We start from the raw sequence: 18,486 nt of genomic DNA, 5'->3' as shown, positions 1-18,486 counted from the left end.
GGTACGCAGATCGAGGGGGAGCGGACGTCGAACCGGCTGGGGACGGCGAACGATCTGGAGTCTGGTCACAGCAGACAGATACCCAACGAATGGCCGTGAAGTCCTCATGAGACGGTACGGTGGAAACCGATGTCGGAAGATCGTTTCACGCACACCGCCCTCTTCTACCAGGGTGAGCGGCAGTACGTGAGTGTCGTCACCGCCTTCGTCCGCGAAGGACTGGAGTCCGGTGACCCGGCGGCGGTGGCGGTGCCCGCGGCCAACCTCAGGCTGATCGAGGCGGAGCTCGGCGACGACGCCGCCCGCGTCGAGCTGCTCGACATGACGCGGGCCGGCCGCAATCCCAGCCGCATCATCCCCGCCGTGCTGCGTGACTTCGCCGACCGGCATCCCGGTGACCACGTCCGGATCGTCGGCGAGCCCATCTGGCCCGGCCGCACGACGACCGAATATCCCGCCTGCGTGCAGCACGAGGCGCTGATCAACTACGCGTTCTCCGGCCGCGCCGCCACCATTCTGTGCCCCTACGACGCCGAGCGGCTCGACCCGGCGATCCTGCACGACGCGGAGCTGACCCACCCGGTGCTCCGCGACGGGGGCGGGGGCGGGGGCGAGCGGCGCAGCGCCGGCTACGCGCCCGGCCAGGTCGTCGACCGCCACAACCAGCCCCTCGGCGAGCCCGGCGAGTTCGTCTCGCTCCGCTTCGACCGCACCAACCTGGCCAGGGCGCGCGGGCTGGCCGTCGAGCGGGCCGTCGAGCTGGGCTTCGGCGGCGACCGCCTCGACGACATCCGCCTGGTGATCGCGGAGCTCGGCGCCAACAGTCTCGACCACGGCGGCGGCAGCGGCCTGATCAAGATCTGGGCCGAGGCCGGCCGGCTGGTCTGCGAGATCAGCGACACCGGTCACATCACCGACCCGCTGGCCGGACGCGAGCCCGTCGACGCGAACATCGCGGGCTCACGCGGGCTGCTGATCGTCAACCTGCTCAGCGACCTGGTCCGGGTGCACACCCGCGCGGGCGGCACCACGATCCGCACCTACTTCGACCTCCCGGCCTGCACCTCGACGCCCGCCATGCCCGGGTAGCGCACCGACCGGCACCACCCGATCCAGCTCGGTCACCACCTCCGGCGTGAGCCCGACCGGTGCCGCCGCGACGTTCTCCCGCCGCCTCCACCCTGAGGGGGCAGGCCCTACCCGGGGTCGTGTTCGAGCAGGTCAGCCCGGTCGAGTCAGGGATCTTACGACCAAGGTATTAAGGGGTCGTTCAGGGCTCGTTCGGGCCGATCTCCGATACTCCGCGAGGCCGTGTTCCACCAGCTTTGAAGCATGAAGGCACTACTCGTCAGCGGACTCACGGCCACCGGCGCCGGCACCGGCGCCATGCTCACCCTGCACGCCCGGGCCGGGCTCGACCCCATGCACACCGTGATCAGCGAGTACGCCTTCCACCCCGACGGCTGGCTGCTGCCCACCGCGCTGACGCTGTTCGCGGCCGGCGGGGTGCTGACCGCGGAGGCGCTGCGCAGGGCGGGCGCCGGCCGCTGGATCGTGATGCTGCTGGTGGCGTGGGCGGTGAGCATGTTCCTGATCGGCGCGTTTCCCACGGACCGTCCGGGAGTGCCGTTGTCGATGTCGGGAGGCATCCACCGGTACGCCGCCTTCGCCGCCTTCCTGGTGATGCCCGCGGCGGGCATGCTGCTGGCCCGGGACCGGGCCCGGTACGCCAGGGCCGTACGTGTCCTGAGCGCGATCGCGCTCGGTGCGCTGTTGCTCGTCGTCGTCCCGTACGTGGTGCGCATGTTCGGCATCCCGCTGACCAACGACGACATCCCCGCCGGGCTGACCCAGCGGGTCGTGGTGATCACCGAGCTGGGCGTGCTGGCGCTGGCCGGTCTGTCGCTGCTCAAGCCCTCGTTTCAGCGCTCCCAGGGCGCGGCCTCGCCCAGCTTGGCGTAGTAGCGCGCCAGGTGGTCCTTGACCCCCGCGACGTCGCCCTCCGGGATGTCGATGCCGCCCCTCGCGCCGTCCATGATCGCGGCTGCCGAGAAGACGGCGCGCGGAACCACCTTCAGCTCGCCGTCGAGGACGTCGGCGATCGGCAGCTTGTAGGCCCCGAAGTGCTCGGCGTCGCCGGCGTCGTACCAGAGGTGTGCGTCGCGGTACCTGGTGTTGGGCTGTTCCTCGGCGCCGGCCCACCTGCGCACCCGTTCGTCGGCCTCGGCGGCGTCCCAGTCGTGCTCGCGGCCGGCCAGTGGCAGATCCTTGAACGGGGTTACGGTCATGACCGTCGGATACCCCCGCGCCAGGACTGAAACAGACGCGCGTAGGTAGAAAAAGGGAAAAGCTAACTAGGGAGTAGCAGGTTATGACCGTTTTGATTGCATATGACGGGTCGGACGACGCCAAGGCCGCGATCGCCTTCGCGGCCACCATCCTGAAGGGACAGCCGGCAGTCGTACTCACCGTGTGGGAACGTCTGGCACTGACCGCGGCCCGCTCGTCGGCGGGCCTGCTGATGACCATCGACAACTCCGCGATCGAGGACGAGGCGATCGGGAAGGCCATGACCGAGCTGGCCGAGGAGGGGGCCACCCTGGCCAGGCAGGCCGGACTGGACGCCGCTCCCCGGGTCGAGACCGACTCCGTCGCCGTGTGGTCCACCATCGTGGACGTGGCAGCGCAGCTCGACGCGGCGCTGATCGTGACCGGCACCCGCGGGCTGGGCGGGGTTCGCTCGCTGCTCCTCGGCAGTACCTCGGACAGGGTCCTCCACCACGCCGGCCGCCCCGTCCTGGTCGTCCCCTCCCCGGAGACCCCTTCTTCCTGAGCCTAGGCTTCCCCCGCCTGGAAGCCGGCCGCATCTGCCGGGTCGCCGTGAATGTCGGTGGCATCGTGCATAGTGGCTGTCGGCGGAAGGGGCGCGGTGGTGGGGGAAGGTCTGGCGAGGAGGCTGGGCACGACCGACGCGGTCGTGGTGGGGCTGAGCGCGATGATCGGCGCCGGGGTGTTCGCCGCGTTCGCGCCCGCCGCGTCGGTCGCCGGGTCCTGGCTGTTCGCCGCCCTCGCCCTGGCCGCCGTCGTCGCCTACTGCAACGCGACCTCCTCCGCCCGCCTCGCCGCGCTCTACCCCGAGTCCGGTGGCACCTACGTGTACGGCAGGCGGCGCCTCGGCCCGATCTGGGGCTACCTGGCCGGCTGGGGCTTCACGGTGGGCAAGACGGCCTCCTGCGCCGCGATGGCGCTGACCTTCGGCGCCTACGTGGCTCCCGGGCTGGCCAGGCCGCTCGCCATCGCCGCCGTGGTGGCGCTGACCGTGCTCAACCTCTACGGAGTGCACCGCTCGGCCATGATGGCCAGGATCACGGTGGCTCTCGTGCTGGCCGTGCTGGTGCTGGTCGTGGCGGTGGGTCTGCCGGCCACCCCGGAGTCCGGACCCGCTCTTGGCACGGATCGGCTGGGGCACGTCGATCCCTGGGGGGTCCTGCAGGGGGCGGGGCTGCTGTTCTTCGCGTTCGCCGGATACGCCAGGATCGCGACGCTCGGGGAGGAGGTCCGCGATCCGGCCAGGACCATCCCGCGCGCGATCGGCATCGCGCTGGGGGTCACGCTCGTGGTGTATGCGGCGGTGGCCGCCGCTGCCCTGCACACGCTGGGCTCCACGGGGCTCGCCGCGTCGCGGGCTCCGCTCGCCGACGTGGTCGCGGAGTCCGGCTTCGGGTGGCTCGGGCCGGTCGTCGGCGTGGGCGCGGCCGTGGCAGCGCTCGGAGCCCTGCTGTCCCTGCTCCTCGGTGTCTCCCGCACGGTCCTCGCCATGGCGCGGGAGCGCGACCTGCCCACGATGCTCGCCGCGGTATCGCCCGCCGCGCAGGTGCCGCGCCGGGCCGAGCTGACCGTGGGCGGGGCGGTGATCGTGCTGCTGCTGGTGGCCGACCTGCGGGGCGCGATCGGGTTCTCGTCGTTCGGGGTGCTCGTCTACTACGCCATCGCCAACGCCGCCGCGCTCACGCTCTCCCGCGACGAGGGCGCGCCGCCCAGAGCGGTCCCGGCGCTCGGTCTCACCCTCTGCCTGGTCCTCGCCGCCACCCTGCCGGTGACGTCCGTGCTGGCCGGCCTCGCCGTCTTCGTCATCGGTCTCGCCGTGTACGCGACGCGGCGCCTGCGGGGGTGACCGGCCGGACTCGCGGCTGGCCGTACCCCAAGCGGACGAAGGCGCGTGGAGCTGGCCCGGCTCCTGATCCGGGTGGTTGACGGGGGTCTGGACGCGGCCTAGGTTAGCGCGAACAGACCAGTTGGTATGGAGGCGCGCATGCCCACCGTCAACACCGTCCGCGGTCCCGTCGACATCGATGAACTCGGTCAGACCCTGATGCATGAGCATGTGTTCGTCGTCGCCACCGAACACCTGGACAACTACGGCAAAGGTGCCTGGTGGGACGAGGAGTTCAGGGTCTCCGACGCCATCGGGAAGCTCAACGCGGTGGCGGCCAAGGGGGTCCGGACGATCGTGGACCCGACGGTCTGGGGGCTCGGCAGATACATTCCGCGCCTCCAGCGCATCGCCGCCGACGTGCCTGACCTGAACATCGTGGTCGCCACCGGCATCTACAGCTTCGAAGAGCTGCCCCATCAGTACGAGCATCGTGGTCCGGGCCTGTTGATGGACATCCCCGATCCGATGATCGACGACTTCGTCCGTGACCTGACCGTCGGCATCGCCGACACCGGGGTCAAGGCGGCGTTCCTCAAGTGCGTGGTCGAGCAGAAGGGCCTGACGCCCGGCGTCGAACGCATCTGCCGGTCGGTCGCCCAGGCACACCTGCGCACGGGCGCACCGATCACCGTCCACACGAACTCGTTCACGCAGAGTGGGCTGATCGCCCTCGACTTCTTCGCGAAGGAGGGCGTCGATCTGGCCAAGGTCGTCGTCGGGCACGCGGGGGACAGCAACGATCTCGACTACCTGATGAGGCTGGCCGACACCGGTGCCACGCTCGGTATGGATCGTTTCGGGCTGGATGTCTACAATCCGACCGCGCAGCGGGTGGCCACCATCGCCGCCCTCTGTCAGCGTGGATACGCCGATCGGATGGTGCTCAGCCACGACGCCGCCTGCTTCATGGACTACTTCGGCGGCACCTGGGACGAGGCCCTCGGCACGCTGGCGCCCAACTGGCGCTACGATCACATCCACGACGACGTCTTGGCCGCGCTACGCGACGCGGGTGTGACCGAAGATCACATAGAGCAGATGCTGGTGTTCAACCCCAGAAACCACTTTGCGTGAAGTGGGGGGATCGAAACGGCAACGCGGGCAGGTGGAGCTGGGTGACTGCGGAGCAGGCCTTGTCGATCAGTCTGGGGCTCCAGGGGCCCTGCGTCATCGCGAGGCTCACGGGGGACTTCGACTTCGGATCCGCGGCCGAGGTGCGTGATCGCGTCACCAAAGCACTGGACCTGACCCAGCCTCCGCTGCTCGTCATCGACATGCAGGCTGTCAGCGTGTGCGACTCGTCCGGCCTGTCGGTGCTCGTCTACCTGCACAAGGCGGTGACCGCGTCCGGCGGCCGGCTGCTGCTGTCCGGGCTCAACGGCAGGTGCAAGCATCTGTTCGCGATCACCGCTCTGGACAAGTTCTTCGACATCCGCACCACGGCAGAGCTCGCCATCGCCGAGCTCAACGACGCCGGGAATTCGCCGCCGTTCACCGGGTAGTCGCCGTGGCATGTCGGCCGAGGAGCCGGATCCGCTCGGCATGTACCTGGAGCAGATCGGCAAAACCTCCTTGCTCTCCGCCACGGACGAAGTGGACCTCGCCAAGCGGATCGAGGCGGGCCTGTACGCGGGCCGCCTGATCGATCGCGGCGAGATCAAGCCCGAGCTCGTGCACGTCCGCCGCGCCTTGGACCTGCTGATCAGGTCCGACCTCCGACTGGTGCTGGCCGCCGCCAGACGCTGCGCCCATCGCGGGCTGCCGCTGCTCGACCTCATCCAGGAGGGCAACCCGGGGCGACCAAGTGCGCGAGGTGCTCACGTCACTGCCGCCGCGCGAGGCTTTCGTCATCAGGCACCGGTACGGCTTGGCGGGCCTGGAAACGAGAACCTATCCCGAAATCGCCGAACGTCTCGGAATTACCAGGCAGCGCATCAGGCAACTGGCGAAACAGGCGTTGAAACGGCTCAAGCGGGGAAGTCCGCTGCTTGCCTGGGCGTCATCGCCATATACTGATATGTCCTGTTGATTTATTGACCTATTCGCCTTTCTGGTGATAGATCAGAAATCCGGGGATCGCTTTCAACGGGGGAAGCGACCGCTCGTTGCTCTGGGGGCAACATGGGCAACCGTCTCGCTGGCATGCTCTTATCAACCTCGGTCGCGACCGCCTGTGTGGTCGCGGCCCCGCTCGCTGCCCACGCGACATCCACTCACCAGACGGCCACAATCACCCATCAGGCGGCCACTTACCGGGCGGCCGTCGACACGAGCGTCACGACAACCACGTCGGCCGCTCCGCACCTGGTCCGCTACAAGATTTATTGGGGCCGGTGCAAGGACACGTGTCGCATCAAGGTCCGCATCACGAACGTCTCCCGCAAGAATCTCTATTCGGTGAGCCTCAACGCACGTCTGAAGGTCAACAAACGCAACGTCGGATCATGCTACGACCACGTCGGCACCATCCGCGCGAAGCGCCACCGCTGGGCGGGCTGCACGGTCCGCTCCAACACGCTGGCGAAGATGTGGACCCGCTGGCTCGACGGTGAGATCCGCTGGGACCGTAAGGTCAACACGACCGTGCACTACGAGTACTACCGCTGAACGGACGCCAGGGGACGAGCCGTGCTCGGCCCCTGGACGTGTTAGGCCGTGACCAGCAGGGCGAGCCCGATGAGAACCACGATCGGCACCAGCCACACCACGGCTTCGGCGGCGAACTCCTTGTACATTTGCGCAGATCTCCCTCGTCACGCCCGTCGTGAGGGCGGCGTACACGTCACTGCGCAGCATAGCCGCACCCACCCAGCGCACCGTCCCGCCACCCCACTACCGGTCGGGTGCGGAGGGGTGCTGGGTCCCGGCGATGCGTTTGGCCAGACCGGCCAGAGACTCATCGGCCATCAGCACGGGCAGGCGAGCGGCGTCGGCGTCGACCTGGGCGAGCACCTCCGGATTATCACCGTGGAACCGGGTCCAGGCGCGCGCCACGGCAGGCATGGCCGCGATCGCCTCGTCCGAGAGGACGGCCTCGCGGGGCAGCCACGAGGTGAGGAACGTGGACACTCTGCTCGGACTCCACCACCGAGGACGATCGCCTACGAACTCCACCAGCTTCTCGAACGCCTCTCGTGCTCCCGGCAGGTCCGGCAGGTCCTGGAAGGCGGTGACGGTGTCGTCGGCCGCCTGTCGTACGGGATGGGGGACGGCGCGCGCACGCGCCAGCGCCAGGGGACGGACGGCCGGGAGGGTGTCGGCGACCATCGCGCCCATGACCCGCCCCGTCAGCTCGAACGCGTCCAGGACCCGCCCCGCCACCACCGCCGGGTCCGCCGGCTGAAGATCCAGATCGTCGAGGAACTTCACCTCCTCGACCAGCGCGTCGACCGCCAGGCCGCCGTTGACCTGGTCGATGCCCACCACCAGCAGGTGGGGCTCCTTGCCGTTGTCGTAGCGGAACCGCAGCGCGGCGAGGGTCTGCTGCCCATACCGGTCGGCTCTGCCGTACCAGGCGCCATCGCAGGTCACCCGCCCCATGCGTGCCACCCACGCGGGCAGTGTGCGCATCGCCGCCCGCCCCACCACCAGGTACGCGCTCGCCTGGTCGGGATCAGCGAGCTCACCGGGCTCGCCGGGTGTCTCGGCGGGATCTGGCCCGCTGCGGTCTTCGGCCGCCTCGGACAGCATGTCGGGCTGGCCGAGGGCGCGGAGCTTGTCGGGCAGAACGTCCGGGTCGGCGAAGACATCACCCGCGTCGACGTCGTCCGGGGCCGCGAGCGATGCCGTGTCGACGACGGCCAGTGCGGCCAGGGCGAGCCGCGCCTCGGGAGCGCCGTCGTTGACCAGCGCCCGCATGAACAGCGCCGCCTCATCCGGCTCCAGCCCGGCCGCGAGCCGGGCCGCCCACAGCTCGGTGCGCAACGGCGAGCGCCACCGGAGCAGGTCGCGGGCCTGGGTGATCGCCGTGGTAAACGCTGTTGTGCTCACCCTTCGACCGTATCGCTCTCCAGGACGCTTCCCCCGGGTTGGTGTTCCGCTGGAAGCGCAGCCCCGTCACCGCACGGATTTCTGCGGACGGGATTCCTGAGCACAGAGGGTGGTGCCTGCTCCCCGCTTGGGCGGGGCCTCCTCGGAAAGGGGAGACTGCCCGGCCCGGCTCCGAATCCCGGAGCGGGGCCGAGCAGGTCGCGGATTACTTGCCGTCGCCGGTGAGACCGGCCTTGCGGAGGGCTTCGGCCATGGCACCACCGGGAGCCGGACGGTCCTGGCGGCGCTGGCCGCCCTCACCCCGCCCACTTTGAGTGCCGTCGCCTCGGCCGCGCCGGCCGCCGTCACCCTGTGCGCGCTGAGCGCGGTCGCCGCGCCCGCTCCGGCTCTCGTCACCGCCCGCACGCTGGCCGGCCGCGCCACGCTGGCCGCCCCCGCCACGCTGGCCGGCCGCGCCCCCGCCACGCTGGCCGTCACCCCGAGCACGCTCGCCACGCTGGCTCGCCTGGTCCCGGCCGCTCTCAGAGCGGTCGTTCTCCGGCCGGGCACGCTGGCCGCCTCGTGGAGGGCGCCCGTCGGAGGACTGGGTGATCTCGTCATCCAGGCGCAGGGTGAGAGAGATGCGCTTGCGCGGGATGTCGACGCCGAGAACCTTGACCCGGACGATGTCGCCCGGCTTCGCCACTTCTCGCGGATCCTGGACGAAATTTCGGGACATGGCCGAAACGTGGACCAGGCCGTCCTGGTGCACACCGATGTCCACGAACGCGCCGAACGCCGCCACGTTGGTGACCGCGCCCTCCAAAATCATTCCGGGCTCCAGGTCCGAGATCTTCTCCACGCCCTCCTTGAAGGTGGCCGTCTTGAAGGCGGGGCGCGGGTCACGACCGGGCTTCTCCAGCTCGCGCAGGATGTCGGTGACCGTGGGGAGGCCGAACGTGTCGTCGGTGAACTCCTGCGGCTTGATCGAGCGCAGCGTCGCCGTGTTGCCGATCAGCGACTTGAGGTCGGCCTTGACCGAGCCCAGAATGCGACGGACCACCGGGTAGGCCTCGGGGTGCACGCTGGACGCGTCGAGCGGGTCGTCGCCGTCAGGGATGCGCAGGAACCCCGCACACTGCTCGAAAGCCTTGGGCCCGAGCCGCGGCACCCCCTTCAACGCCGTACGAGACCGGAACGGGCCGTTGCCGTCGCGGTGCCGGACGATGCTCTCCGCCAGTGTGGAGCCGATGCCCGACACGCGAGTGAGCAGCGGGGCGCTGGCCGTGTTGACGTCGACGCCAACGGCGTTGACGCAGTCTTCGACCACCGCGTCGAGCGAGCGCGACAGCTTGGTCTCGGCCAGGTCGTGCTGGTATTGGCCGACGCCGATCGACTTGGGGTCGATCTTGACCAGCTCGGCCAGCGGGTCCTGCAGGCGGCGCGCGATGGAGACCGCGCCACGCAGCGAGACGTCGAGCTCGGGCAGCTCCTGCGAGGCGTAGGCCGAGGCGGAGTAGACCGAGGCGCCCGCCTCGGACACCACGACCTTGGTGATCGACGGCATGTCCTTGACCAGCTCGCCCGCGAGCTTGTCGGTCTCCCGGGAGGCCGTGCCGTTGCCGATCGCGATCAGCTCCACACCGTGCCTCTGCGCCAGCGCGCCGAGCACGGCCAGCGACTGGTCCCACTGCCGCTTGGGCTCGTGGGGGTAGATGATGGCCGTGTCGACGACCTTGCCGGTCGCGTCGACCACGGCCACCTTCACTCCGGTGCGCAGGCCCGGGTCGAGCCCCATGGTGGCGCGCGTGCCGGCGGGAGCGGCGAGGAGCAGGTCGCGCAGGTTGGTCGCGAACACCCGCACCGCCTCGTCCTCGGCGGCCTGCCACAGGCGCATCCGCACATCGATGCCGAGATGCACCAGGATGCGGGTGCGCCAGGCCCAGCGGACGGTCTCGTTGAGCCAGCGGTCGGCGGGGCGGCCCTGGTCGGAGACGCCGAAGCGGGACGCGATGCGCATCTCGTACTCGGGGCTGTCGTCGGGCTCCAGCGTGACGCTGAGAACCTCTTCCTTCTCGCCTCGGAACATCGCCAAAATGCGGTGCGACGGCAGCTTGGTGAACGGCTCGCCGAACTCGAAGTAGTCGGAGAACTTCGCCCCCGCCTCCTCCTTGCCCTCACGCACCTTGGAGACCAGCCGCCCACGGCTCCACAGCTGCTCGCGAAGCCCGCCGATGAGGTCGGCGTCTTCGGCGAACCGCTCGATCAGGATCGCCCGCGCGCCCTCCAGCGCCGCCCCGGCGTCGGCCACGCCCTCGGTGACGAACCCCTCGGCCACCGTCGCCGGGTCGAGCGAAGGATCGGCGAGCAACTGGTCGGCCAGCGGCTCCAGCCCCAGCTCGCGGGCGATCTGCGCCTTGGTGCGCCGCTTGGGTTTGTACGGGAGGTAGATGTCCTCGAGGCGGGCCTTGGTCTCGGCCGCCATGATCTGCGCGCGCAACTCGTCGTCGAGCTTGCCCTGGGACTCGATCGACTCAAGGATCGCCGCCCTGCGTTCGTCCAGCTCGCGTAGGTAGCGCAGCCGTTCCTCGAGTGTGCGCAGCTGCGCGTCGTCGAGGGCGTCGGTCGCCTCCTTGCGATAGCGGGCGATGAACGGAACCGTGGCTCCGCCGTCGAGCAGCTCGACCGCCGAGCGCACCTGCCCCTCGCGTACGCCGAGCTCTTCCGCGATCCGCTGGTGAATAGAGAGCACTTGCCTGCCTTTCGATGGTCCCGCCGGTCAATTGTGCAGGACAGCGCCGTCCTTCATGACCAGAGTGCGCGCTGGGTGAACGACCACCGCCTCCGCCGGCCCGCTCGCCGGCACGACCACGAGATCGGCCCGATCGCCCGGGGCGAGCCCGTAGCCCGCCAGCCCGAGGACGCGCGCGCCACCATAGGTGGCGGCCTCCAGAGCCAGCTCGATGTCGTCGTCGGCGCGGAACGTGCTGCGGTAGGCGAGATGCATGGCCCGCTCCAGCATGTCGCCGCTGCCGTAGGGCCCCCACAGGTCGCGGATGCCGTCGTGGCCGCAGGCGACCGTGACCCCCGCCGCGCGCAACCTCTTGAGCGGGGGCACGGGGAAGCTGTAGACGGCGGCGGTCGCCAGAGCCACCCCGGCCTCGGCGAAGCCGTGCGCCAACCGGTCGAGATAGGCGTCGTCGAGCTGGCCGAGCGCGTAAGCGTGGCTGACCGTCACCTTGCCTCCCAGACCGAGCGCCTTGGTGCGCTCGGTGATGAGCTCCAGCTCCCAGCCGCCGAGGGAGCCGCCGTCGTGCAGGTGGATGTCGAGGTGGGCGCCGTATCTCTCGGCCAGGCCGAAGATCAGGTCGAGATGGCGGACGGGGTCACGGTCGATCCCCGCGGGATCGAGGCCGCCGACAGCCTCGACGCCGCCTTTCAGCGCCTCCTCCAGCAACTCCGCGGTGCCAGGCTTGGTGAGCAGACCATGCTGGGGGAACGCGACCTGGCAAACGTCGATCGGGACGCTCGCCGCCGCCTCGCGGACGGCCTCCACCCCGCGCAGACCCACCAGCGGATCGATGTCGGTGTGCGTGCGGACCTGCGTGGTGCCATGCGCGCTCATCCGCCGCAGGAGCGCGGTGACGCGCTCGACGCTGGGCACGCCCAGCTCGGCCCGGCGGCTCAGATCGTTGCCGATGCGGCCGGCCAGCGTGTCGTCGGCGGAGTGCGGCACCCATGGCCCGCCGTAGAGGGTCTTGTCGAGGTGACAGTGGGCCTCGACCAGGCCGGGCAGGACCAACTGGCCGGTGATGTCGATGACGAGCGCGTCGGGAGCGCCGACGCCGGAACCGACGTGGTCGATCCGCCCGCCACGAACCAGGATGTCGGCAGGCGCCGCCCGCCCCCAGGGACGACCGCCCCGCAACAGCACATCGGTCATGCCGAGAACCCTAGAGGGCGTCACCGACGATTTCCGTTGCCCCGCCGAGCTGGATCCGGGTCGCCTTCCGGACGCCTGCCGCGGCGGGCATGAAGCACGGCCGGCCGTGGTCGGCCGTCACTCAGGACGGCTTGTCCGCGAACAGCTCGAGATGGAAGCAGCTCGGGCACCTGTAGGCGGTTATCTCCCACTTCGGCCGTCCCATCAGCTTGGCACCGCCGAAGATGCCCCGCTCCAACCGGCCCTCGACCCATCGGGAGAAACCTTTGGCATGCTCACCCGAGTCCATGATGAACCCTGCTTCAAGGCCGTTCTCGCCGCAGTGTGTACACCGAAAGTCAGCCACCGGACGAGCATAGACCGGCGCCACCCGAAAACGCCGGGACCGGTCAGATCTCGTCGAGGTGGGAGACGTTCGCCCGATCGGTGTCGTCATTGCTCGGGCGGCCCGCCAGCCACGCGTCGAGGATCTCGTCGAGCACGACCTCGGACGTGAGCCGCAGGCTGAGCGCCAGCACGTTGGCGTCGTTCCATTTACGCGCGCCGTCGGCCGAATAGGCGTCGACACAGAGGGCGGCTCGCACTCCGGGCACCTTGTTCGCCGCGATCGACGCTCCCGTGCCGGTCCAGCAGCACACCACCGCCTGATCGGCCCGCCCCTCGCTCACGTCGCGCGCGGCCGCCTCGGAAGCCCACGCCCAGTCGTCGCGCTCGTCGGCGCTGAGCGCCCCATGAGTGATCACTTCGTGCCCGCCGTCGCGCAGCCTCTCGACCACCCGCCTCGCGACGCCGTCCACACTGTCGGCTGCCACCGCGATCCGCATGTTCGTCTTCCCTTCCCGCGCCTCCGGCTGGAATCGAACCAGCGACCTCCTGCTCCGCAAGCAGGCACGCTATCCACTGCGCCACGAAGGCCTGGTGGCGGGTGCGGGAATCGAACCCGCCTGGAGCGGCTTATGAAACCGCCGGGCACGCCAGCGCCCCCACCCGCCGGGTCCCTGGAACGTTCAGCTTCGAGTGCTCTCCAGGCACGCCGGTGCGGCGGTGCGTCGTCGCATTCGCCGCTCGGTCATGACGGGGTCCTTTCGGGGGCTGATGCCCTTCAGCCTGCCGGGCCGGGGCCGGGCGGGGCAACGGGTTTATCCCGCCGGGCTTGGTGCCTTGCCGTCCGGCCACAGGCAGGGAGATGTGGCGGCAAGATAAAGCCCATCCCCTTCGGTCCACGCAAGTGCGAGAGTGAAATCGTCGGGACGAGACTTGCCGACAAGGTCTGGGTGCCCAGCGGAGCTGTCGCCGGTCGCTGTGATCGCGTGCCCCAGATCCTGCCAGCGGGTTTTGATCTGCTCGGCAATCGACATATACGCACTTGTGGGTAGCTTACGCAACCAATAAGCACGGCTGATCATGAAACGCTGGGCTATTCCATCGGCCGAAAACTCGCATGGGGTGGGAGTTTCCCAATAATCGATACGTTCAAGTTCGGGGCGTGGATTCAGGTTCGCGGAGGTTTCCCTCAGAAGGGTTTCAGCGCGACTCTGAGCTTGCTCATGAGTCAACGGTGAAGGACGCATTGGCTCTCCCGAGCACCCGACGGCGAACACCAGCAGGGTGAGGTAAGTGATGGCGCGAGTCATCGAATCTGTCCGAAAGTCTGTTGCTGGAACTCGGGCATGAGCAGTTGGGGCGTTTGCGGACTGAAGGGTGCGACCAAGCGCTCACTGTTGCCGGTAACGATCAGACCGAGATTGCGCAGAGATGCGGAATGGGGGTTCCAGTAGGAGGAGTGGGCGTCTTGGAGGAGGTTGCGGCCTACGGGGAAGTGGCGGGCGCCGAAGGCGGTGGAGCCGGGGTCTCGGCCGAAGCGGCCGAGTTTGGCGACGGGATCGTTGCCGTCTTCGCCGACCCATACGTGGCCGCCGGGCACGCCCAGTTCGTCGGCGTGGTCGACGCCCACGCCCGGGCTGCCGACGAAGATGAGCTCGTCGGCCAGCTTGAAAGGCCGGAGCCGGGCGGCCTTGCCGGTGACGAGGGAGCCGTAGCTGTGGCCGAGGACGACGTGCCGTCCGGGGGAGGTGCGTGCCGCCGTCAGGCCGTCGGCGAACGCGGCCAGTTCGACGGCGCCGCGTGCGGCCGGGGCGTCGCCGGCCACCGAGGCGCCTGGGGTGAACGTGCCGGCGAGCTGGGGTGCGTCGTAGCCGAGCCAGGCGATCGAGGCGATCGTACGGGCGCCGGCGGTGGCCTGGGACTGCTGCCACAGCAGGCGGGCGCGGTCGATGTCACCGGCGAAGTCGCTCAGCCTGCTGTTGAGGCCGGGTACGTACGTGACGGTGATGTCGGCCGCGTCAGGGTCGCCCCAGGAGACCACGAGCCTGCCGGTGCCGGTGAGGTCGAAGGAGAGCAGGTAGGCGGGGGGATGACCGGAGGTGCCGGCCACCGCGAGGGCGTGTTCGATCATGGAGATGCTGGCCAGTTGCCGCACCGCCTCCTCGTGGGCCAGCAGGGCGCGGGGCGGGGACAGGGCGCGCAGGTCGGCGGCGATCGAGGCGAAGGCGGCCGGGCCGTAGACGGTGTGCGGCCGGGCCGTGAGCCGGGCCTTCTCGGTGGCGAGCCGGTGGCGGTTGGCCTGGTCGCGTACGGCGGCGGGCAGGCCGTCGAGCGAGCCGAAGCCGGGCATGGTCGTGAGCCGGAGCCGCGTGCCGGGGGCGAGCGCGTGCCACCAGGCGTTGACCCGGGCGGGCAGGGCGGCGTCGCGGACGACGAGGAGCTCGGCCAGGGACGCCGGGTCTCCCGCGGCCAGCCTGGACAGGAGGGCGTCGCAGGGAAAGGAATGGGAGCCGAAGAGGTCGTAGGCGGCCACGCCGGAGGGGATCCACGGATGTGTGCGCTGGATCTTCGCCAGGCGGCGGCGCAGACCAGGGGACTGGGTGGCCGACCATTCGGCGGCCCGCAGGACGGTCCAGGCGGGGGAGGCGGGAAGGGCGAGGGCCGTCAGCTCGGCCCGGAGGCGCTCGCCCGCCGCCGTGAGGCGATCGGCGGCGGAGTCAAGGGCGGTGACCAGGCCGGACATGGCACGGGGGTCGATGCCGCGGAACGGTCCGTGCGCGGCCGGGGCGACCGCCACCTGGGGCGGCCGGGTGATGAGGTGCGGGATCACGGGCGCCGGCGCGCCCGCTCGCGCCACGGCCTGGGACAGGCAGGAGAGCGCGAGCGTGAGCGCCGACTGAAGGGAGCCGCGGTGGGTGGCGAGGGAGGCGGCGAAGTGCGGCGCGCCGCCTCCGACCCAGGCGTGCGCGGTCATGAGCCGGGCCGCGGCGTCGAGATCGGTGTGGTGGTGCGTGGCGAGCAGCGCGACCCGGCGGAACGCCTCACTGGCTTCGGACATGGCCTGACAAGGGTCCCAGCCGGCGGTCATCCCAGACGGAGAAACGGGAGTTCACGGGCTTAAGTCGGCTCTGGTGACGATTGCCCGACTGGCGTAATGAGTTGGTTTGTGCTTGGTTGTGTCGCCATATGAGCACCATTGATGTGGATGACGTTCCGGCGCTCGCCCGAGGGTGCGCCGTGCTGGGCACCGGCGGCGGGGGAGACGTGCGCACCGGGGCGCTGGCGGCGAAACGGGCGATCCAGGCGTACGGGGAGGTGCCGCTCGTCGCGCTGGCGGATCTGCCCGGCGACGCGCTGGTCGTGCCGCTGTCCGGCATCGGCGCGCCGACCGTCAGTCAGGAGATGATCCACGGCGAGGACGAGCCCCGGCGGATCGCCGAGGAGATCGAGCGGATCTTCGGCCGGCCGCCGAGCGCGGTCATGTCGTCGGAGATCGGTGGCTCGAACGGTGTCGCGCCCGTCGCCTGGGCCGCGCAACTCGGCCTGCCGCTGCTGGACGCCGACGGCATGGGGCGGGCCTTTCCCGAGGTGCAGATGGTGTCGATGTACGTGGCGGGGCTCCCCGCCGACCTCGTCGTCATGTCGGACATCGTGGGGAACGTCGTGACGATCCGCCCCATCGACGGTCTCTGGTCGGAACGGCTGGCGCGCGCCGTCTGCGTGGCCGCCGGCTCGCACGCGCTGATGGCCGACTACGTGCTCACCGCCGCCGGAGCGCGCGGCGCGGTCATCGAGGGCACGGTCTCCCGCGCGATCGCCATCGGCAGATCCACGGAGCGTACGGCGGACCCCCTGCGTGCGCTGCGTGCCGAACTCGGCGCGGTCAGGCTGATCACCGGAAAGCTGACCGATGTCGAACGCCGCACCGCCGGCGGGTTCGTCAGGGGAACGGCCACGATCGACGGCACCGGCGACGACCGCGACCGCGTCCTCACCCTGGAACTCCAGAACGAGAACCTCGTCGCCCTGGAGGACGGCCAGGTCAAGGCCATGGTGCCGGACCTGATCACGGTGGTCGACACCGAGACGGCCGCCGCCGTCCCGACCGAGGGGCTCAGGTACGGCCAGCGCGTCACCGTGCTCGCCTGGCCCTGCGACCCGCTTTGGCGCACGCCGAAGGGCCTCGACACGGCGGGGCCGAGGGCGTTCGGCTACGACATGGACTACGTGCCGATCGAGGAACTGGCCAAGGAGGAGTCGGGTGGCTGAGGGCGCGCTGCGCATCGGGATCGACGTCGGCGGCACGAACACCGACGCGGTGATCCTCGACGCCGCCGACCGGGTGGTGGCCAAGGCCAAGCGGCCGACCACCCCGGACGTGACCGAGGGGCTGCGGGCCGCGCTCGACGCCGTACTCGCGCAGCTGCCCGGATCCGACGTCTCAGATCCGCTCACGTCCGGACGGGCCGCCTTAGACGAGCTCGTGTCTGGGCAGACCGCCTCTGATCCGCTCACGTCCGGACGGGCCGCCTTAGCCCCGCTCGTGTCCGGACGAGACATCTCAGATCCGCTCACGTCCGGACGAGACGCCTCAGATTCACGCGGCTCGTGGGGGCGGGTCTCGCGGGTCATGCTGGGCACCACGCACGCGACCAACGCGATTCTGGAGCGGCGGAACCTGGGCCGGGTGGCCGTGCTGAGGCTCGGTGCCCCCGCCACCACGGCCGTGCCACCGCTCTGCGACTGGCCCGGCGACCTGCGTGAGGCGGTGTCGGCGGGGGAGGCGATCGTCCCCGGCGGCCACTACGTCGACGGCCGCGAGATCGGGCCGCTCGACCTCGGCGCGATCCGCCGGTTCCTGGACGGCGTGGAAGCGGACGCGGTCGCGGTGACCAGCGTGTTCAGCCCGGCGAACGCGGAGCACGAGCGCGCGGTCGAGGAACTGGTCAGGCGGGAGTACGGGCTGCCCGTCTCGGTGAGCCACGAGATCGGCTCGCTCGGCCTGCTGGAGCGTGAGAACGCGACCGTGCTCAACGCGGCCCTGTACGGCGTGGCGGCCCACGTCACCGAGGCCCTGGTCACCGCGCTGGCCGAACGCGGGCTGGCGGCGCGGCCGTACCTCGCGCAGAACGACGGCACGCTGATGACGGTGGAGCACGCGGCGCGGCTGCCGGTGTCGACGATCGGCTCCGGTCCGGCCAACTCGTTGCGCGGGGCGGCGTTCCTGTCCGGTGTGGGCGACGCGATCGTGGCCGACGTGGGCGGGACGTCCACGGACCTCGGCGTGCTGGTCGGCGGGTTCCCGAGGGAGTCGGCGGCGGCGGTGGAGATCGGCGGGGTGCTGACCAACTTCCGCATGCCGGACATCCTGGCCATCGCGCTGGGCGGCGGCACCGTGGTCAGGCGTGAGGGCGTCGGCCCCGACTCCGTGGGCTACCGGATCGCCGAGGAGGCGCTGGTCTTCGGCGGGACGACGACCACGATGACGGACGTGGCCGTGGCCGCCGGCCGTACCCCTCCCGGGACGTCCGGCTGGCGCGAGCGCCTGCGGGCGGCCACCGGCGCTGATGCCACCACTGGCCAGATATCCGACATATCGGAAATATTCAGAGACACTGTGGAAAGGGCGATCGCGATCGCCGACGGCATGGTCGTCGACGCGGTGGACCGCATGGCGCTGCGCCGGGCCGACCGCCCGCTGGTGGCGGTGGGGGGCGGGGCCTTCCTGCTGCCCGCGAAGATCCCCGGCGCGAGCCGCGTCATCCGGCCGGAGCACGCCGAGGTGGCCAATGCCGTAGGGGCCGCGATCGCGCTGGCGAGCGGCAGAATCGATACGATCTTGCCTGCGGGCGAAAGCCGGTCGAAGGCGATCGAAAGGGTCAAGGAGGAGGCGGCGGCCCGGGCGGTCGCCGCGGGCGCGGACCCCGGACAGGTCGAGATCGTCGACCTGCTCGAGGTGCCGCTGAGCTACCTCTCGGAACCCGCCGTGCGGGTACACGTCAAAGCCGCCGGACCTCTCGCCCGGTGACGAATC

18 protein-coding genes, 2 tRNA genes and 1 pseudogene are annotated in these 18,486 nt (G+C 70.3%); 11 read left to right on the top strand and 10 right to left on the bottom strand.

Going from position 1 to position 18,486, the window contains the following annotated elements:
- The first annotated feature begins 129 nt into the window (after nucleotides 1-129).
- Nucleotides 130-1,089 (top strand): anti-sigma factor RsbA family regulatory protein, encoded by a 960-nt coding sequence (locus AB0I38_RS26740; RefSeq protein WP_358475783.1) that lies wholly within the window; start codon nucleotides 130-132, stop codon nucleotides 1,087-1,089.
- 243 nt (nucleotides 1,090-1,332) lie between these two features.
- The gene (locus AB0I38_RS26735) at nucleotides 1,333-1,962 is read left to right on the top strand and encodes a DUF998 domain-containing protein (protein WP_358475768.1); all 630 of its coding nucleotides are present in this window, start codon (nucleotides 1,333-1,335) and stop codon (nucleotides 1,960-1,962) included.
- On the opposite strand, the gene AB0I38_RS26730 is transcribed toward AB0I38_RS26735, so the two are convergent.
- The gene (locus AB0I38_RS26730) at nucleotides 1,923-2,288 is read right to left on the bottom strand and encodes a hypothetical protein (RefSeq protein ID WP_358475760.1); all 366 of its coding nucleotides are present in this window, start codon (nucleotides 2,286-2,288) and stop codon (nucleotides 1,923-1,925) included. The two genes, AB0I38_RS26735 and AB0I38_RS26730, sit on opposite strands and share 40 nt — an antisense overlap.
- 83 nt (nucleotides 2,289-2,371) lie before the next feature.
- Here AB0I38_RS26730 and AB0I38_RS26725 point away from each other — a divergent pair, with 83 nt between their 5' ends.
- From AB0I38_RS26725 to AB0I38_RS26695, 7 genes and pseudogenes are all read left to right on the top strand, one after another.
- Nucleotides 2,372-2,833: a universal stress protein gene (locus AB0I38_RS26725; RefSeq protein WP_358475752.1), complete on the top strand. Its 462-nt coding sequence runs from the start codon at nucleotides 2,372-2,374 to the stop codon at nucleotides 2,831-2,833.
- A 99-nt stretch (nucleotides 2,834-2,932) separates the two neighbouring features.
- Nucleotides 2,933-4,174: an APC family permease gene (locus AB0I38_RS26720; RefSeq protein WP_358475741.1), complete on the top strand. Its 1,242-nt coding sequence runs from the start codon at nucleotides 2,933-2,935 to the stop codon at nucleotides 4,172-4,174.
- Between the two features lie 138 nt (nucleotides 4,175-4,312).
- Nucleotides 4,313-5,290: a phosphotriesterase family protein gene (locus AB0I38_RS26715; protein ID WP_358475729.1), complete on the top strand. Its 978-nt coding sequence runs from the start codon at nucleotides 4,313-4,315 to the stop codon at nucleotides 5,288-5,290.
- A 41-nt stretch (nucleotides 5,291-5,331) separates the two neighbouring features.
- Entirely contained in the window at nucleotides 5,332-5,718 is a 387-nt protein-coding gene (locus AB0I38_RS26710; RefSeq protein WP_189123536.1) for an STAS domain-containing protein, read from the top strand.
- Nucleotides 5,719-5,728: 10 nt separating this feature from the next.
- A pseudogene (locus AB0I38_RS26705) lies at nucleotides 5,729-5,836 on the top strand (sigma-70 factor domain-containing protein); the annotation flags it as partial.
- Nucleotides 5,837-6,020: 184 nt separating this feature from the next.
- Entirely contained in the window at nucleotides 6,021-6,245 is a 225-nt protein-coding gene (locus tag AB0I38_RS26700; protein WP_358477233.1) for a sigma-70 family RNA polymerase sigma factor, read from the top strand.
- A 92-nt stretch (nucleotides 6,246-6,337) separates the two neighbouring features.
- Nucleotides 6,338-6,823, top strand: a complete 486-nt coding sequence (locus AB0I38_RS26695; RefSeq protein WP_358475710.1) for a hypothetical protein — start codon at nucleotides 6,338-6,340, stop codon at nucleotides 6,821-6,823.
- A 225-nt stretch (nucleotides 6,824-7,048) separates the two neighbouring features.
- On the opposite strand, the gene AB0I38_RS26690 is transcribed toward AB0I38_RS26695, so the two are convergent.
- From AB0I38_RS26690 to AB0I38_RS26650, 9 genes are all read right to left on the bottom strand, one after another.
- A complete protein-coding gene (locus tag AB0I38_RS26690) occupies nucleotides 7,049-8,206 on the bottom strand; it encodes a hypothetical protein (RefSeq protein ID WP_358475703.1) in 1,158 nt (385 codons plus the stop codon).
- Between the two features lie 205 nt (nucleotides 8,207-8,411).
- A complete protein-coding gene (locus tag AB0I38_RS26685) occupies nucleotides 8,412-10,937 on the bottom strand; it encodes a Tex family protein (RefSeq protein ID WP_358475690.1) in 2,526 nt (841 codons plus the stop codon).
- 27 nt (nucleotides 10,938-10,964) lie between these two features.
- On the bottom strand, nucleotides 10,965-12,128 hold the full coding sequence (locus AB0I38_RS26680; protein ID WP_358475676.1) for an amidohydrolase: 1,164 nt from the start codon (nucleotides 12,126-12,128) through the stop codon (nucleotides 10,965-10,967).
- A 121-nt stretch (nucleotides 12,129-12,249) separates the two neighbouring features.
- Nucleotides 12,250-12,417: a hypothetical protein gene (locus tag AB0I38_RS26675; RefSeq protein ID WP_358475669.1), complete on the bottom strand. Its 168-nt coding sequence runs from the start codon at nucleotides 12,415-12,417 to the stop codon at nucleotides 12,250-12,252.
- A 100-nt stretch (nucleotides 12,418-12,517) separates the two neighbouring features.
- Nucleotides 12,518-12,952 (bottom strand): RpiB/LacA/LacB family sugar-phosphate isomerase, encoded by a 435-nt coding sequence (locus tag AB0I38_RS26670; protein WP_358475663.1) that lies wholly within the window; start codon nucleotides 12,950-12,952, stop codon nucleotides 12,518-12,520.
- An 18-nt stretch (nucleotides 12,953-12,970) separates the two neighbouring features.
- Nucleotides 12,971-13,043 (bottom strand) — tRNA-Arg (locus AB0I38_RS26665).
- 1 nt (nucleotide 13,044) lies between these two features.
- Nucleotides 13,045-13,120, bottom strand: a tRNA-Met gene (locus AB0I38_RS26660).
- Between the two features lie 147 nt (nucleotides 13,121-13,267).
- On the bottom strand, nucleotides 13,268-13,762 hold the full coding sequence (locus AB0I38_RS26655) for a hypothetical protein (RefSeq protein WP_358475657.1): 495 nt from the start codon (nucleotides 13,760-13,762) through the stop codon (nucleotides 13,268-13,270).
- Nucleotides 13,759-15,510 carry an alpha/beta hydrolase gene (locus AB0I38_RS26650; protein ID WP_358475648.1) on the bottom strand — a complete coding sequence of 584 codons (1,752 nt, stop codon included), beginning with the start codon at nucleotides 15,508-15,510 and terminating at the stop codon, nucleotides 13,759-13,761. The genes AB0I38_RS26655 and AB0I38_RS26650 overlap by 4 nt, the downstream gene beginning before the upstream one ends.
- Nucleotides 15,511-15,638: 128 nt before the next feature.
- Here AB0I38_RS26650 and AB0I38_RS26645 point away from each other — a divergent pair, with 128 nt between their 5' ends.
- Together AB0I38_RS26645 and AB0I38_RS26640 are read left to right on the top strand one after the other, a co-directional pair.
- Entirely contained in the window at nucleotides 15,639-16,721 is a 1,083-nt protein-coding gene (locus AB0I38_RS26645; RefSeq protein ID WP_358475637.1) for a DUF917 domain-containing protein, read from the top strand.
- Nucleotides 16,714-18,480 carry a hydantoinase/oxoprolinase family protein gene (locus AB0I38_RS26640; RefSeq protein WP_358475630.1) on the top strand — a complete coding sequence of 589 codons (1,767 nt, stop codon included), beginning with the start codon at nucleotides 16,714-16,716 and terminating at the stop codon, nucleotides 18,478-18,480. The genes AB0I38_RS26645 and AB0I38_RS26640 overlap by 8 nt, the downstream gene beginning before the upstream one ends.
- Nucleotides 18,481-18,486 lie beyond the last annotated feature (6 nt).

Origin of the sequence: Nonomuraea cavernae (assembly GCF_040655715.1) — a bacterium.
Taxonomy (GTDB): Bacteria; Actinomycetota; Actinomycetes; order Streptosporangiales; family Streptosporangiaceae; genus Nonomuraea; species Nonomuraea cavernae_A.
The sequence above is the reverse complement of the archived record's forward strand: the minus strand, read 5'-3'. Positions and strand labels throughout refer to the sequence as shown.

Excerpts from the sequence above, each read along its gene's own strand:
- AB0I38_RS26725 (WP_358475752.1), top strand. The coding sequence starts at position 2,372 with ATGACCGTTTTGATTGCATATGACGGGTCGGACGACGCCAAGGCCGCG.
- AB0I38_RS26655 (WP_358475657.1), bottom strand. The coding sequence starts at position 13,762 with ATGACTCGCGCCATCACTTACCTCACCCTGCTGGTGTTCGCCGTCGGG.
- AB0I38_RS26645 (WP_358475637.1), top strand. The coding sequence starts at position 15,639 with ATGAGCACCATTGATGTGGATGACGTTCCGGCGCTCGCCCGAGGGTGC.
- AB0I38_RS26650 (WP_358475648.1), bottom strand. The coding sequence starts at position 15,510 with ATGTCCGAAGCCAGTGAGGCGTTCCGCCGGGTCGCGCTGCTCGCCACG.
- AB0I38_RS26695 (WP_358475710.1), top strand. The coding sequence starts at position 6,338 with ATGGGCAACCGTCTCGCTGGCATGCTCTTATCAACCTCGGTCGCGACC.
- AB0I38_RS26675 (WP_358475669.1), bottom strand. The coding sequence starts at position 12,417 with ATGGACTCGGGTGAGCATGCCAAAGGTTTCTCCCGATGGGTCGAGGGC.
- AB0I38_RS26670 (WP_358475663.1), bottom strand. The coding sequence starts at position 12,952 with ATGCGGATCGCGGTGGCAGCCGACAGTGTGGACGGCGTCGCGAGGCGG.
- AB0I38_RS26715 (WP_358475729.1), top strand. The coding sequence starts at position 4,313 with ATGCCCACCGTCAACACCGTCCGCGGTCCCGTCGACATCGATGAACTC.
- AB0I38_RS26680 (WP_358475676.1), bottom strand. The coding sequence starts at position 12,128 with ATGACCGATGTGCTGTTGCGGGGCGGTCGTCCCTGGGGGCGGGCGGCG.
- AB0I38_RS26730 (WP_358475760.1), bottom strand. The coding sequence starts at position 2,288 with ATGACCGTAACCCCGTTCAAGGATCTGCCACTGGCCGGCCGCGAGCAC.
- AB0I38_RS26735 (WP_358475768.1), top strand. The coding sequence starts at position 1,333 with ATGAAGGCACTACTCGTCAGCGGACTCACGGCCACCGGCGCCGGCACC.
- AB0I38_RS26740 (WP_358475783.1), top strand. The coding sequence starts at position 130 with ATGTCGGAAGATCGTTTCACGCACACCGCCCTCTTCTACCAGGGTGAG.